The organism is Azonexus sp., assembly GCF_049652925.1.
Classification (GTDB): domain Bacteria; phylum Pseudomonadota; class Gammaproteobacteria; order Burkholderiales; family Rhodocyclaceae; genus Azonexus.
In genome coordinates this window covers 20,291-34,252 of record NZ_JBASFI010000024.1, presented here as the reverse complement: position 1 = coordinate 34,252, position 13,962 = coordinate 20,291, and the positions used below count along the sequence as shown (strand labels likewise).

The 13,962-nt window shown below is 59.5% G+C and carries 11 protein-coding genes and 1 tRNA gene; 4 read left to right on the top strand and 8 right to left on the bottom strand.

The genetic code is table 11. The features are described 5' to 3' along the window. Positions 1-43 precede the first annotated feature (43 nt). A complete protein-coding gene (locus WBK19_RS12425; protein ID WP_511290150.1) occupies positions 44-2,089 on the bottom strand; it encodes a methyl-accepting chemotaxis protein in 2,046 nt (681 codons plus the stop codon). A gap of 83 nt (positions 2,090-2,172) precedes the next feature. Between WBK19_RS12425 and WBK19_RS12420 the strand changes: the two genes are divergently transcribed. The 3 genes from WBK19_RS12420 (at position 2,173) to WBK19_RS12410 (ending at position 3,457) form a co-directional block, all read left to right on the top strand. After that, positions 2,173-2,247, top strand: a tRNA-Arg gene (locus WBK19_RS12420). Between the two features lie 23 nt (positions 2,248-2,270). Next, a complete protein-coding gene (locus tag WBK19_RS12415; protein WP_511290148.1) occupies positions 2,271-3,047 on the top strand; it encodes a spermine/spermidine synthase domain-containing protein in 777 nt (258 codons plus the stop codon). Positions 3,048-3,190: 143 nt separating this feature from the next. Further along, positions 3,191-3,457, top strand: coding sequence for a hypothetical protein (locus tag WBK19_RS12410; RefSeq protein ID WP_511290146.1), 267 nt, complete (start codon positions 3,191-3,193; stop codon positions 3,455-3,457). Positions 3,458-3,585: 128 nt separating this feature from the next. On the opposite strand, the gene WBK19_RS12405 is transcribed toward WBK19_RS12410, so the two are convergent. The 7 genes from WBK19_RS12405 to WBK19_RS12375 form a co-directional block, all read right to left on the bottom strand. Beyond that, positions 3,586-4,251 (bottom strand): response regulator, encoded by a 666-nt coding sequence (locus WBK19_RS12405; RefSeq protein ID WP_511290144.1) that lies wholly within the window; start codon positions 4,249-4,251, stop codon positions 3,586-3,588. 1 nt (position 4,252) lies between these two features. Continuing rightward, positions 4,253-6,193, bottom strand: coding sequence for a type IV pili methyl-accepting chemotaxis transducer N-terminal domain-containing protein (locus WBK19_RS12400; RefSeq protein WP_511290142.1), 1,941 nt, complete (start codon positions 6,191-6,193; stop codon positions 4,253-4,255). 149 nt (positions 6,194-6,342) lie between these two features. Continuing rightward, the gene (locus WBK19_RS12395; protein ID WP_511290594.1) at positions 6,343-7,143 is read right to left on the bottom strand and encodes an ABC transporter ATP-binding protein; all 801 of its coding nucleotides are present in this window, start codon (positions 7,141-7,143) and stop codon (positions 6,343-6,345) included. A 14-nt stretch (positions 7,144-7,157) separates the two neighbouring features. Further along, positions 7,158-8,093 (bottom strand): nitrate ABC transporter permease, encoded by a 936-nt coding sequence (gene ntrB, locus WBK19_RS12390; protein WP_511290140.1) that lies wholly within the window; start codon positions 8,091-8,093, stop codon positions 7,158-7,160. Positions 8,094-8,200: 107 nt separating this feature from the next. Then, positions 8,201-9,478: a CmpA/NrtA family ABC transporter substrate-binding protein gene (locus WBK19_RS12385; protein ID WP_511290138.1), complete on the bottom strand. Its 1,278-nt coding sequence runs from the start codon at positions 9,476-9,478 to the stop codon at positions 8,201-8,203. A 296-nt stretch (positions 9,479-9,774) separates the two neighbouring features. Next, entirely contained in the window at positions 9,775-10,350 is a 576-nt protein-coding gene (locus tag WBK19_RS12380; RefSeq protein WP_494648713.1) for an ANTAR domain-containing response regulator, read from the bottom strand. A 17-nt stretch (positions 10,351-10,367) separates the two neighbouring features. Further along, positions 10,368-10,739 (bottom strand): sirohydrochlorin chelatase, encoded by a 372-nt coding sequence (locus WBK19_RS12375; protein ID WP_511290136.1) that lies wholly within the window; start codon positions 10,737-10,739, stop codon positions 10,368-10,370. A gap of 226 nt (positions 10,740-10,965) precedes the next feature. Between WBK19_RS12375 and WBK19_RS12370 the strand changes: the two genes are divergently transcribed. Then, positions 10,966-13,866 carry an ATP-binding protein gene (locus WBK19_RS12370; protein ID WP_511290134.1) on the top strand — a complete coding sequence of 967 codons (2,901 nt, stop codon included), beginning with the start codon at positions 10,966-10,968 and terminating at the stop codon, positions 13,864-13,866. Positions 13,867-13,962: the final 96 nt, after the last annotated feature.

Below are 13,962 nucleotides of genomic sequence, written 5' to 3'. Positions count from 1 at the left end.
CGCCGCGTTGGGAAGAGCCGAATTTTAGCCGCTAGCGGAACAATCAGGTGGTAAAGCGTGCCAACTGCGCCTGCAAGTCATCGGCCATGCGCTGCAGGTTCTGCGCTCGATCACTGTTTTGCAGGGCGCGACTGTTGCTGCCCTCGGCAGCCTGGGCAATGTTTTCGACCAGCCGGGCGATTTCCTGGCTCGCCGCACTCTGTTCCCGGGTGCTATCGGCAATGCCATGCACAACTTCCACCGTTTCCTGCGCCCGCTGGTCAATGATCTGCAACGACTCGCCGGCCTGTCGCGCCATGTCGACACTGCCGCTCATGTTGGCGCTAACGCTCTGCATGCGCTGCACGGCCCGCCCCGTTTCATCGAGGATAGCCGAAACCGTGGTGGCGATTTCCTGCGTGGACACGGAAGTCCGCTCGGCCAGCTTGCGGACCTCGTCGGCAACCACGGCAAAACCGCGCCCCTGCTCGCCAGCCCGTGCCGCCTCGATGGCGGCATTGAGCGCCAAGAGATTGGTCTGATCGGCAATTTCGCGGATCACGCCGACCACACTGGATATCTGCTTCGAACGCTCGCCGAGCGACTCGATCAGCACGGCCGACTCGTTGATTTCACCGGCAACGCGCTCCAGTTCAAGCATCGCGCTGGACACCACCTGACGCCCGGAACCCGTGACTTCTTTGGCGCTCTCCGAAATCTGTGCCGCATGATTGGCGTTATCTGCAACATGGGTGATGCTCACCGACAATTGCTCGACGGAAGCGGCGATGCCCGAAGCCGAAGTCGAGGCCTGCTCGGATGCCGCCAAAGCCGACCGGGCGGCATTTTGCAACTCATTCGCCGCGGCGCCAACTTGCGACGACGAGGCAGAAACACCGCGCACCAGATTTCGCACGCTTTCCGACATCAGCCGGAAGGTGTTGCCGATGACGTGCACCTCGTTGCGACTATCAGGCTCCACCGCCTCAAGCCCGGAGGCGCGCAAATCTCCGTTGCTGATCCGCTTCACCGCCTCGACCATCTGCCCCAAGCCACGCAGACGGAAACTGACCAACAGATAGACGATAGTCGCCAACAAAACGGCGGCAGCGATGCTGATCAGGATGACCATATTGCGCAGGGCGTGGCTTTCTTCGAGATACTCGTCCAGCCAGCTACCGGTTGCCACTGTCCATCCCCAGGCCGCGGAAGTGGCGCCATAGACGATTTTTTCGCGCTCGGCGCCGGAGGCATCGGTCATGGCATAACGAACCAACCCCGTCTTCTTGGCCAGCAGTTCGGCAATCGCCGTCTTGGCAACAGCCGGCACATCCGTTTCGCCAACCATCATGCCCTGCAACTTGGGGTGCAGCACGAACTCGCCGATACCTTTCTCGTCAGTCGGCCGCACGATGAAAACGTAGCCCGTCTTGCCAGCAACCTGGCTGCCAAACTGGTCGCGGATGCGCTTCAAATCATTATCGAGCGAAATGCGCACTGAATAGGCGCCCCAAGCTTTTCCATCCGGCCCTTTGAGCAACTTGACGGTGCTGAAATTGTATTTTCCACCGCGTATGGCCAGGCCCTGATAGTCATGTCCGGCCAAAATGGCCTTGGCCACCGGATCGCCATCGGGAATCGGCACGCCGTTCATGTATTTGCCGTCCTTGTCCTTCAACAAGGTGGCCAGACGATAGAGCTTCTTGTCGTGAATGACGAGGAAGGCTGTATCGTCGCCAGTCAAATCGCGAAATGCCTTGAGTAGCCGATCATTGCCATTGAGGACTTCACTGCCCAGCCTGACCACCGGCAAGTCAATCGCACCGGTCTTGATCATGCCAACCCCGAGTTCGGGCTGGCCGCCAATGAATTTGACGAAGAATTGAGACTCCGCGTCGCCTCTGACCTGCACGCCGCTGAATATGGAATCCAGCATGCTGGCCATCAGCTTTGCTTCGTGCTCCAGATTCCTTTCGGCGACGGCAACAGCCGCACTATCGGCCTTGCTCTGAACCAGCAAAGCGAGAATTGAAAACACGGCAATCAGGGCAGCAATCGTTGCGAATATCAATTGCTGAGCAATAGGGCGTCGGGCAAAACCAGCAAACATGACAAATATCCCCGTATCGTTATATTGTGATTTTCAAATCTATCATAATGCTTTCCTCATCGGTACAATGCGCTCCGCTGAATGCCTCCATAGTTAAATGGATATAACACGCCCCTCCTAAGGGCGAATTGGTGGTTCGATTCCACCTGGGGGTACCAGCCCCATTCCTCGGCGCAAGGCCATGAGACCAGCAAAAAAGCCCCCCCAACATGCCGTCGATATCAGCGAAGAGAGCGGCGTCCGCAATCTGCACTTCGGCTCCGACTGGATACAGGGCGCCATGCGCATTGCCCGCCCGTGGTCGCTGGAACTGGCCTACACGCGAGAAATGATGGCCGGGCTGCTCATGCGGCCAACCAGCCACTGGCCGCGCAGCGCCCTTCTCGTCGGACTCGGTGCCGGCTCGCTGGCCAAGTTCATTTACCGCTACCTGCCCGATTGCCGGATCACGGTGGTCGAGATCAATCCGCAGGTCGAGTTCATCGCACGCCAGTATTTCAAGCTGCCGGACGCCCCGCGTCGCCTTGATGTGGTGATTGGTTGCGGCGCCGACTACATGCTGGGCGGCGACCGGCGTTTCGACATGATGCTGATCGATGGTTACGACCCCGAGGCGAAAGCCGGCGTGCTCGACACCGAGCCTTTCTACCAGGCCTGCCGTGCCAGACTGAGCGACAAGGGGCTGTGCAGCATCAACCTGCTCGGCCGCAACAGGGGTTTTGCCGGTAGCGTCGATCGCATCCGCTCGGCGTTTGATCGCCGTATCGCCGTTTTTCCGTCGTGCGACAGCGGCAACACCATCGCCTTTGCGACCGGTGGCGAGCCGGTCGATGTCTCGCTGGACGACTTGCGCGCCCGCGCCGTACAACTGAAAAAAGACACCCGCCTCGACCTCCTGCCAACGATCAGCCGCCTGCAATTGGCCCATCCCTTGCCGGAAGGCCGCCTGCGCATCTGACTTCGACGATCGCTTGCCTTTCCCAATTTTTCAGCCACAATAAGATGATCCTCCACCGACAATAACGACAAGGCGGACAGAACAAAAATAGCAAGCTAGGGGTTTCAACCTGACTTATTATTTTTCCTATCCAGGAGGAGCTTATGCTGTCTATTCAGGACGTTATTGACTATTGTGACCTCGATCGAGGCGAGATCGAGGCCATCGCAGAGCACGAACATATCCCGATCACGGTTGCTGCCGAAATGAGTGAAGTATTGTTGTGCTCACCCGATGGCGTTTGCCGTCTGCATTCGATGATTATCGAGAACATGCAGCAGGCGCTTGAATCAGGTCATTACCAGCACGTGAAGGATTTGGCGCAAACCTACGAACATCTGCAGCGGACTCACCCGATACCGTCAAATTAGCGACTGTATCTTCGCAAACAGGTAGTGCGAACCGAGCCCCACCGTCAAGGTCGGGGTTTTTTCATTTCAATTTTGGCCAAAATTTCCGGTTGACCGTAGCAAACACACCACGCCCCGACGCCAGTGGGTCAGGCGTGTCGCGTTTGCGCATAGCCGTGTTCGACAGCGTAGAGCGCAACCTGCACGCGACTGCTCATGTTCAGTTTCTTGAAGATGTTCTGGACGTGAATCTTGACCGTGCTCTCGGCCAGATCGAGCTTGCGAGCAATTTCCTTGTTGCTCTCGCCATGCGCCAGAGAAAGCAGGATGTCGCGTTCGCGCGGCGAAAAGCGATCGCGCTCACCACTCCCGGCCTCGGCTTTGGGCGGATTGCGCACACCCTGGATCAGTTTCGCCGTCATTTGCTGCGAGACGACTGACTCGCCCTGTGCGGCCCGCCGGATGGCATCGATCAGGGCGTCGGTTTCGATATTCTTGAGCAGATAACCGCTGGCCCCGGCCCGCAAGGCATCGACCAGATCCTGCGCATCCTCCGACACGGTCAGCATCAAGACGCTGACCTCCGGCATTTCCTCGGCGATGACCTTGACCGCTTCGAGTCCCGACACGCCGGGCATGTGGAGATCGAGCAAGGTCACGTCGGGTTTCAGCGAACGAGCGCGCTTGATGCCTTCAAGCCCGTCGCCGGCCTCGCCGACGACTTCGAAATCATCATTGCGCTGGAGCAGCGACTTGATTCCGCTGCGAAACAGCGTGTGGTCGTCAACCAGCAGGACACGGATTTTTTCGCTCATTTCAGACAACCTCTTTGTTTGCGCGGGGCAGGGTCAATGTAACCCGGGAACCTTCGCCGGGTTTCGATGCGACGCGACATTCGCCGCCAATGCGGTGGGCGCGTTCGCGCATGATTTTCAGCCCGACATGGCGGTCGGACAAGCAATTCGGATCGTTTTCCGGATCGAAGCCGACGCCATCATCCTCGATATCGACACCAATCCGCCCAATTTCACGTTTGACGACAACCCGCACCTGGCTGGCCTTGGCGTGCTTGCGGATGTTGGACAGGGACTCCTGGACGATGTGCATGATCTGGATTTCGTCGGTCGGCACCTGCGACGCGCCGCTGCCGATGCGCTCGAATTCCGTCGCGATCCCGGTCTGTCCCTCGAATTTTTCCAGCGTGGACTGGATGGCCGTATCGAGGTCGGACTGATGGACGCGCGTCCGGAAATGAACGAGCAATTCGCGCACGTCGTCGTAGCTTTCCTGCACGCCTTCGCGCAGTTGACCAGCGGTCTGCATCGCTTCTTCGACCTTGCCCTTACGCAGCGAATCCTGCAGCAACTGGACCTGAATATTGAGAAAAGCCAGGCCTTGGGCAATCGAGTCGTGCAACTCCTGGGCAAGCAGGTTGCGCTCCTCGGAAACGGCCAGTTCTTTCTCGCGCGATTTGAGGCGCTGGTTTTCAATTGCGACGCCGAGGTGATGCCCGAGCGTTTCAAGCAGATGGATCTGCTGCTCGGAGAGCGCCTGCGGCCGCTTGAAATAGAGGTTATAAACGCCGAGTTTCTGCTTGTCGTAAAGAATGCTGAAGGCGGTCGCCGTGGCAAAACCTTCGCGGATACAGGTGCGCAATTTCATGCCTTCCGGCGGGTTGACCGTGGCAAAGGCGGCCGAAATGCCGGTCTGGAAGACCTCGCCGCACAGGCAATCACCACAATTCATTTCCGCCTCGTAGTCGAGGAAATCGACGGACAGCCCTTGATGGGTAATCAAAAACAGCCGGTCCGACTGCTGTTCATACATGCGCACGGCGCCGGCATCGGCCCCCAGGGCGTTCATGATCCGGTCGAGAAACCCCTCGCTGAGCACTGTCACCGGGGCCGGTTCGCTGAGAAAGGTGGTCACCGAATAGAGGATGCTCAATTCATGATTACGCTGGGCGAGACGGCGGGTTTCGGCCTCGACTCGCTGTTCCAGCGTGTTGTAAACATTCTGCAGATGCTCCGCCATCTGGTTGAAGCCGAAGGCCAGCCCGCCCAGTTCGTCATCGCTGGAGACCGGAACCCGCACCGTCAGGTCGTCGCTGGTCATGCGCTGCATGCCGGCGTGGAGGACGCCGACCGGCCTGATGACCAGCCGCGAAAAATAGCGGATCAGAACGATGGTGCCAATGATCGCCAGGGCGACCAGCGCCGCCTGCACGGTACGCAGCAAATTGGTATCAAAGGTGTAGGTACGCTCCATCGCCAGCACCAGCTCGTTGATCTTGCTGACAAAGGGCTCGAGCTCGGCATCGAAATGATCGACGGCGCCCTCGCGCTCGCCCCGAACGCCAGCCAGATAGCCTGCGACCAGTGGACGCACCGTATCACGCCAGACCTGTTCAACCTTATGCAGGTGTTCCTGCACCTCGGCATTGCGCGGCGGCGACAACGGCCGCTCCGGATCACCTTGCTGCAGGTCACGCAAAACCTTGTCGAAACGCTGCATTTCTTCGCTCAAGGCCTGCGAAGCGCCGGCTTCAGGCGCCTTCGCCTCGAGGTCGCGCGCCATCAAGTGGCCCATGCGGTAGGTCCGCATGCGCTGGCTGCCGGCATCATTAATTGCCGCAGCGACACCTTCCAGTTGCCAGGAAATAAGCAGCGTCAGACCGATAGCCGTGGCGGCCACCAGAAAAAAGACCACCAGCATACCGATGATCTTGCGCGAGAGCTTGCCGGGGTTGGCTAGCATCAATCATTGCCCGAAAACGAATTGTCTAACCTTAGCGCCCCGCCAGCGGGAAAGCAAAGGGGATAGATCAAGAAAAAGCCCGCCGGTTTTATCCGGCGGGCAAAAGTCGCTTTGGAGAGAGCGCGGCGACGATGAATCGACTGAAGGGTTCAGGCCGCCTGTTTTTCGACGTGCGCCTGTTTTTCGTAGAGGAACTCGAGCACTGCGGCGCGGTAGCCGATGTAGTCCGGGTCGTGGGCCAGGGTCAGGCGATGGCGCGGACGCGGCAGGTTAACTTCCAGGATTTCCCCGATGGTCGCCGCCGGGCCGTTAGTCATCATGACAATCTTGTCCGAGAGCAGCACGGCTTCGTCGACATCGTGGGTGACCATGACCGTGGTCGCCTTGGTCGCCTCGCAGATGCGCATCAACTCATCCTGCAGCTTGGCGCGGGTCAGCGCGTCGAGGGCACCGAACGGCTCGTCCATGAGCAGAACCTTCGGTTCCATGGAGAGCGCCCGGGCGATGCCGACGCGCTGCTTCATGCCGCCGGAAATTTCGTTCGGATACTTGCCGCTGGCGTGATCGAGGCCAACCAGACTGATCGCGGCGGCCGTGCGTTCACGCAGCTTCGCTTTGCCTTCCTTGGCACCGAACACCCGTTCGACGGCCAGATAGACGTTTTCGAAGCAGGTCAGCCAGGGCAGCAGGCTGTGGTTCTGGAAGACCACGGCACGTTCCGGGCCTGGGCCGGCAATTTCGCGATCTTCGAGCAGCAATACGCCATCGGTCGGCAGGGTCAGGCCGGCGATGAGGTTAAGCAGGGTCGACTTGCCACAACCGGAGTGACCGATCAGCGCCACGAACTCGCCCTGCTTGATGGTCAGGTTGATGTCGCGCAGGGCGACGAACTTGCCTTTTTTGGTGTCGAAGGTCTGGCCGACAGATTCGATTTGGACGTACTTTTCCATGTTGTGCGCTCCGCTCATGACGATTCCTTGGTCAGCTTCCGGGCGAGCAGGATCAGGCTTTGCTCGAGAATCAGGCCGACGATTCCGATGACGAAGATGGCAATAATGATGTGCTCCACCTTCAGGTTGTTCCACTCGTCCCACACCCAGAAACCGATGCCGACGCCGCCGGTGAGCATTTCTGCAGCAACGATGACCAGCCAGGCGGTGCCGATGGACAGGCGGATGCCGGTCAGGATGTAGGGCAGCACGGCCGGCAGCAGGATCTTGGTGACGACCTTCCACTCGGACAGCGCCAGCACGCGGGCAACGTTGAGGTAATCCTGCGGCACGCGCTGGACGCCCTGGGCGGTGTTCATGATCATCGGCCAGATCGAGCAGATGAAAATGGTGTAGGTCGCCGCCGGGTCGGCCCGCTGGAAGACGAGCAGACCAATCGGCAGCCAGGCCAGCGGAGAAACCGGGCGCAGCAGGCTGATGATCGGGTTGATCATCGCCGACAGGAAAGCCGAGCGACCAAGGATGAAGCCGAGCGGAATGCCGACCAGCGCCGCGAAGCCGAAGCCGATGCCGACGCGTTGCAGCGAGGACAGGATGTTCCAGCCGATGCCCTGGTCGTTCGGGCCATTGCTGTAGAACGGGTCGGCGAACAGGATGGTGGCGGCATCCCAGGTCTTGACCGGGCCGGGAATACTGCCGCCTTTCATCGTGGCGATGTACCAGATGCCGATCAGTATCGCCATGCCCAGGAGCGGCGGCAGGACGGCGCGGCCAATGCTGGCCAGCGTCTCGGTGAAGGGCGTGCCTGGCTCGGTCGGCACGGTTGTGGTTTTTTCCATTTTCTTTTCCTTGGCGGGCGCTGCCGTCGCTTCAACAATGGCGACTTCCTCAATTCCACGGTCAACCGGAATTTTTGCCCCAAATTCAACATTCATCGTCAGTGCGCTCATGGTTCTCTCCTAAGCGTTGGGTGAACCGTCATTCCCGGCTTGACCGGGAATCCAGATGCGTACTTCTGGATTCCCGCTTTCGCGGGAATGACGCTTCCGGGCTGGCTTTAAGCTTTGACCTTGAAACCGTCGGCGTACTTGGCGGGATCCTTGCCGTCCCAGACCACGCCATCGACCAGCTTCGAGGTTCGCATCTCGCTCTTCGGCAGCGCAACGCCAGCTGCGGCGGCGCCCTGCTTGTAGATGTCGATGCGATTGACCTGCTTGGCGACCGCCAGGTAATCCGGATGGCTCTTGAGCAAGCCCCAGCGCTTGTGCTGGGTCAGAAACCACATGCCGTCGGAGAGATAAGGAAAATTGACCGTCCCCTCGTTGAAGAACTTCATGCAGTTCTTGTCATCCCAGCTCTTGCCCAGACCATTCTGGTAGCGGCCGAGCATGCGGGCGACGATGACTTCGGTGTCGGTATTGACGTAAGCCTTCTGGGCGATGGTTTCGGCCGTCTTCTGCTTGTTGGCGATCGAGGCGTCGATCCACTTGCTGGCGTCGAGAATGGCGGCGACTACGGCACGCGCCGTGTTCGGATTCTGCTTCACCCAATCGGCTGTCGTGCCGAGCACCTTTTCCGGGTGGTCGGTCCAGATGTCCTGGGTCGTCGTTGCCGTGAAACCGATGTTGTCCATGATGGCGCGGTTGTTCCACGGTTCGCCAACGCAGAAACCATCCATGTTGCCGACGCGCATGTTGGCGACCATCTGCGGAGGCGGCACGGTGATCGTCTTGACGTCCTTGAGCGGGTTGATGCCCTGCGCCGCCAGCCAGTAGTACAGCCACATGGCGTGGGTGCCGGTCGGGAAGGTCTGGGCGAAGGTGTATTCGCGTTCCTTCTTGGCGACCAGCTTGGCCAGGCTGCCGCCATCGGTGGCGCCCTTGTCCTTGAGCTGGTTGGACAGCGTGATGGCCTGGCCATTGTGGTTCAGGCCCATCAGCACATTCATGTCCTTCTTCGGGCCGCCGACGCCGAGCTGCACGCCGTAGATCAGGCCGTACAGCACGTGGGCAGCGTCGAGTTCGCCATTGACCAGCTTGTCGCGGACCGAAGCCCACGAGGCTTCCTTGGTCGGGATGATCTTGATGCCGTACTTCTCATCGAACTTCATGACCGAAGCCATCACGACGGAGGCGCAGTCGGTGAGTGGGATGAAGCCGATACGGACTTCCTTTTTTTCTGGGGCGTCCGAACCAGCGGCCCATGCGCCACTGCGAACACCAGGAGGGACCATGGCCATCAGAGAGGCTCCCAAGGCAGTTGAAACGAAATCACGACGTGAAAAGCCCGGCTTGTCAGCGACGACTTCCGGCACGGCCAGTTTATTGTCTTCCATTGCTTGCTCCTTGATTGCGAGAATCTAAAAACAAAATGGGCGTCACATCCTGGCCGCCGGTTGGCAGCTCGGATGGACGCCCTTGTCCTTGAATCGGCTTTAACTCGATTCTCGCCCGGCCGCCTTTGACCGTGCGTTTTGACAGGACTATTGCAATGGCCGTGCCAGCCCTAGTTATTTCGCACTAGATACAAATAACTACTTTATTTTCAATAACTTGGAGTTTGTTTTTCTTGCCCTACCGGGCCGGCACCGATGCACTATTGCAGTGCAGCAAGCAGCTTTGCCGCACAGCTTTAGAGCAGCACGCGCGCCATGTCGATGACGTCACGCGCCACTTTGGCCATCGACTGACCACGCTCCATGGCCAGCTTGCGCATGGCGTGATAAGCCGCATCCTCGTCCAGGCCACGCGCCTTCATCAGAACGCCCTTGGCCTTGTCGACAAGCTTGCGGTCGGTCAGTTTCTGCGAGACCTCGTCGAGTTCGCGGCGCAAGGCCTGGGTATCCTCGAAACGGGCCCGCGCCACTTCGACTATCGGCTTGATCCGTTTCGGGTCGAGACCGTCGACCACATAGGCCGAAACGCCCGCCTTGACGGCATCGCGGATGGTTGACTGGCCATCTTCCTGGGTGAAGATGACGACCGGGCGCGGCATATCCTTGTTCATTGCCGCCAGGTGTTCGAGGGTATCGCGGCTCGGGCTGTCGGTGTCGATCAGGATGACGTCGGGCTGCAGACGCTCGACCTCGGCTGTCAGGTTTTCCGAGCCGGCCAGAATGGCGGCAACCTGGTAGCCAGCCAAGGCAAGCCCGGCGCAGATTTCGCCAGCGCGGGAACGGGATTCATCAATGACGAGTACGGTGATCATGAGACTTAACTAGCAAGCTACAGGCCAGCGACCTCGAGCGCCGCCGCCGCCATGGCCTGAACCACCAGCTCGTGCTCGCCGATGGCGTTGCCCAGTGAAAAATCGACATTCGGGTAGGTCGACCGCAGTGTTTCGATCATCTCCGGCGTTTCCTTCTTCAAATGTCCGCCACGGGCGACGAACATCGGCATCACGACAATCTTGTCGGCGCCCTGCGCAATTAACTCGGCCGCCCGCTCCGGCAGGGTCGGACTCATGAATTCGAGAAAGGCCAGTTCGACCGGCACGCTCGTCATGCGCTGACGAATGGCGGCCTGCACGCGGCGCATCGGATTAGACCATTCCGGGTCGCGGGCGCCGTGGGCGAAGAGGATAAGGGCAGTGGTCATGGCAAATCTTCCGTTTGTTCAGTCTGGCGGCCGGAACCGGCCGCCGCGGGTAGGGCAGTATCTTAACTGCAGGGTTCCCCGGACATCGCCAAAACCATGAATGGCAACCCGGAAAATCGATAAAAAGGCAAGTCAGGAAAACCGCATCGTGCACTTTGCGAGTGCTTGGGCTAGGATGAACGAAATTCGAGAGATGCCCCATGGACGGGGCGCGGACAGGGGAAAAATGCCAGGATCACTGAATCGTCAAATCCGCTCATGGCACCTGACCATTTTTCTCTGCTTTTTGTCGAGCGCCCTCTGGTCAATCCCGATATTGGCGGCAAGCAACGGCGCCGAAAGCGCCCCCCGCACTCTTCATGTTGTCACTGATGACAACTACCCGCCCTATCTTTTCCGCAACTCGGCAGGCGAACCCGAGGGCTATCTGGTCGACTACTGGAAACTCTGGGAAAAGAAAAATGGCGTAAAAATCCGGTTGACCGCAACAAACTGGGCCGAAGCGCAGCAAATGGTCAAGGATGGCCGGGCCGAGGTCATCGACATGATCTTTCGCACGCCACCTCGCGAGCCTTTATATGACTTCTCGGCGCCCTACGCCGACCTCCCGGTTGCCATCTTCAACCACGCCTCGATCACCGGCATCAGCGGCGTGTCGACACTTCACGGCTTTCAGGTCGGGGTCCAGGCGGGCGATGCGTGCATCGACAAGCTGGCGGAGAGCGGTATTACCAATCTGCTCATTTACCGGAATTATGCCGAGTTGATCGGTGCCGCCCAGCGTCTCGAGGTCAAGGTTTTCTGTCTCGACGAGCATCCCGCAAATTTCTATCTCTACAAGGCCAAAGCCGAGAACACCTTTCTCAAGGCATTCGTGCTGTATCAGGGCCAGTTCCACCGGGCCGTCCGCAAGGGCAATATCGAAACGCTCAAGGTGATCGAGCAAGGCATGCAGGCGATCAGCGCCGATGAAGAGGCCGCTCTTCGAAAAAAATGGTTCGGCACGCCGCTCGATCTCGGAGCCTACGGTCGTTATCTGGGCTGGGGCGTTCTGGCCACGCTGCTGCTTGGCACCGTGCTGCTGGCCTGGAACCTGACATTGCGCCGCCAGGTAGCGGCCAAGACATCGACGCTCAAGCAAGCCCTGGCGGAATTGCACGAGGCGCATCAGGTAACCCAGAAAGCCCAGGAAAACCTTGCCGCGACGCTGCAGGCGATCCCCGACCTGCTCTTCGAACTGGATGCCGACGGACGTTACATCGACGTCTTTGCCAATCAGGAGACGCTACTCGCCAGCCCGAAGGAAAACATGATCGGCAAGCGGGTCGACGAGGTCTTGCCGCCCGATGCAGCGCCCATGGCCAAGGCGGCGATAGCCGGGGCCATCGAGCACGGCAGCGACTACGGCAGGACTATTTGCCTGGAACTCGGCGGCAAGAAGCACTGGTTCGAGCTCTCGGCAACACGCAAGGCACCGGAAGCCGATGGCTCCTTCCATGCCATGGTACTGTCCCGCGACATCACCCCGCGCCGGGAAGCCGAACAGGCGCTGCTGGAAGCCAGGGAAGCTTCGCTCCTCGCTGAGCGTGACAAGCATTTCCGTACCCTCTTCGAGGCCGCACCGGTGGCGCTTTCCTATGTCCGGGGCGAGGAAATCACCCTGGTCAATCAGCGTTTCGTTGATTTGTTCGGCTATCAAAGCGATGAGATTCCCAACCTCGAAACCTGGTGGCTGCGCGCCTATCCCGATCCGGTCTATCGCGACTGGGTAAAGGAAACCTGGCAGTCCGCCATCGAACGGGCCAGCGCTACTGCGGGCACCCTGGAAAGTCTGGAGTATCGAGTCCACAGCAAGGATGGCCGGGAATTGACCTTGCTCATCGGCGGCCAGTTGATTGACGAGGGCATGATCGCCACCTTTACCGACATCTCGGCGCAAAAGGCGGCGGAAGCGGCACTGAAGGAAGCCAAGGAACTGGCCGATGCGGCCAACGTGGCAAAGAGCTCCTTTTTGGCCAATATGAGCCATGAAATCCGGACGCCGATGAATGCCATCCTCGGCTACACCTATTTGCTGGGCAAGACGCCCTTGCTGCCGGAACAAACGGACCGCCTGGAAAAGATCGAAGGTGCCGGCAAACACCTGCTCTCGATCATCAATGACATTCTTGACGTTTCGAAAATCGAAGCCGGACAACTGATCCTCGAACAAGCCAGTTTCCCGCTCAGCAGCGTCATCGATCACGTCCATTCAATCATTGCCGAATCGGCCAGCGCCAAGGGGCTGACCGTCACGGTCGACTACGGCACAGTGCCCGCCATGCTGCGCGGAGACTCGACCCGACTGCGCCAGGCCTTGCTCAACTTCGCCAGCAATGCCGTCAAATTTACCGACCAGGGCGGCATCACGCTGCGCGCCCGCCTGCTCGAGCGGCAGGGAGCCCAACTGCTGATCCGCTTCGAAGTCGAAGACAGCGGCATCGGGATTCCCCGCGAAAGCCGGAAGGAACTGTTCCAGGCCTTCAAGCAGGTCGACTCGTCAACCACGCGCAAATATGGCGGCACCGGACTTGGTCTGGCGATAACCCAGCGACTGGCCCAACTGATGGGTGGCGAGACTGGCTTCGAGAGCGAGGTTGGCGTCGGCAGCACCTTCTGGTTTACGGCGCGCCTTGAAGCGGGTGACGAGATGGCTCATGAAACGCCAGCCATGCCGTCGCCCCCGGAAAAAGTCATCGAGCGCCACCATGCCGGGGCGCGAATCCTGCTCGTCGAGGACGACCCGATCAACCAGGAATTGGCCTGCGAACTGCTGAAAGAGACCGGCCTGTATGTCGAAATCGCCGAAAATGGCCGGCAGGGGGTGGCCAAGGCGGCCAGCGTGAATTACGCGTTGATCCTGATGGACATGCAGATGCCGGTCATGGGCGGTCTGGAGGCCACCGCCATCATCCGCAAGATGCCGGAAAGGGCGTGGACACCGATTATCGCCATGACCGCCAACGCCTTCGATGAAGATCGGGAACGCTGCATCAGCGCGGGCATGAGCGACTTCATCGCCAAGCCCGTCGTCCCGGAAATTCTCTACCAGACGCTGGCCAAATGGCTGGCCGCGCCCAGAAGCTGATTGCTGGAACACAGGAAAAGCCCTGGCCGAAGCATTTCATTTTTGGGCGTTTATTCCGGTTGACCGTGGAATCCGGTATTTGGGGGTAAGGCGCGA

Excerpts from the sequence above, each read along its gene's own strand:
- WBK19_RS12375 (WP_511290136.1), bottom strand. The coding sequence starts at position 10,739 with ATGACCACTGCCCTTATCCTCTTCGCCCACGGCGCCCGCGACCCGGAA.
- WBK19_RS12370 (WP_511290134.1), top strand. The coding sequence starts at position 10,966 with ATGCCAGGATCACTGAATCGTCAAATCCGCTCATGGCACCTGACCATT.
- WBK19_RS12385 (WP_511290138.1), bottom strand. The coding sequence starts at position 9,478 with ATGGAAGACAATAAACTGGCCGTGCCGGAAGTCGTCGCTGACAAGCCG.
- WBK19_RS12395 (WP_511290594.1), bottom strand. The coding sequence starts at position 7,143 with ATGGAAAAGTACGTCCAAATCGAATCTGTCGGCCAGACCTTCGACACC.
- WBK19_RS12380 (WP_494648713.1), bottom strand. The coding sequence starts at position 10,350 with ATGATCACCGTACTCGTCATTGATGAATCCCGTTCCCGCGCTGGCGAA.
- WBK19_RS12410 (WP_511290146.1), top strand. The coding sequence starts at position 3,191 with ATGCTGTCTATTCAGGACGTTATTGACTATTGTGACCTCGATCGAGGC.
- WBK19_RS12400 (WP_511290142.1), bottom strand. The coding sequence starts at position 6,193 with ATGCTAGCCAACCCCGGCAAGCTCTCGCGCAAGATCATCGGTATGCTG.
- WBK19_RS12425 (WP_511290150.1), bottom strand. The coding sequence starts at position 2,089 with ATGTTTGCTGGTTTTGCCCGACGCCCTATTGCTCAGCAATTGATATTC.
- WBK19_RS12405 (WP_511290144.1), bottom strand. The coding sequence starts at position 4,251 with ATGAGCGAAAAAATCCGTGTCCTGCTGGTTGACGACCACACGCTGTTT.
- ntrB (WP_511290140.1), bottom strand. The coding sequence starts at position 8,093 with ATGAGCGCACTGACGATGAATGTTGAATTTGGGGCAAAAATTCCGGTT.
- WBK19_RS12415 (WP_511290148.1), top strand. The coding sequence starts at position 2,271 with ATGAGACCAGCAAAAAAGCCCCCCCAACATGCCGTCGATATCAGCGAA.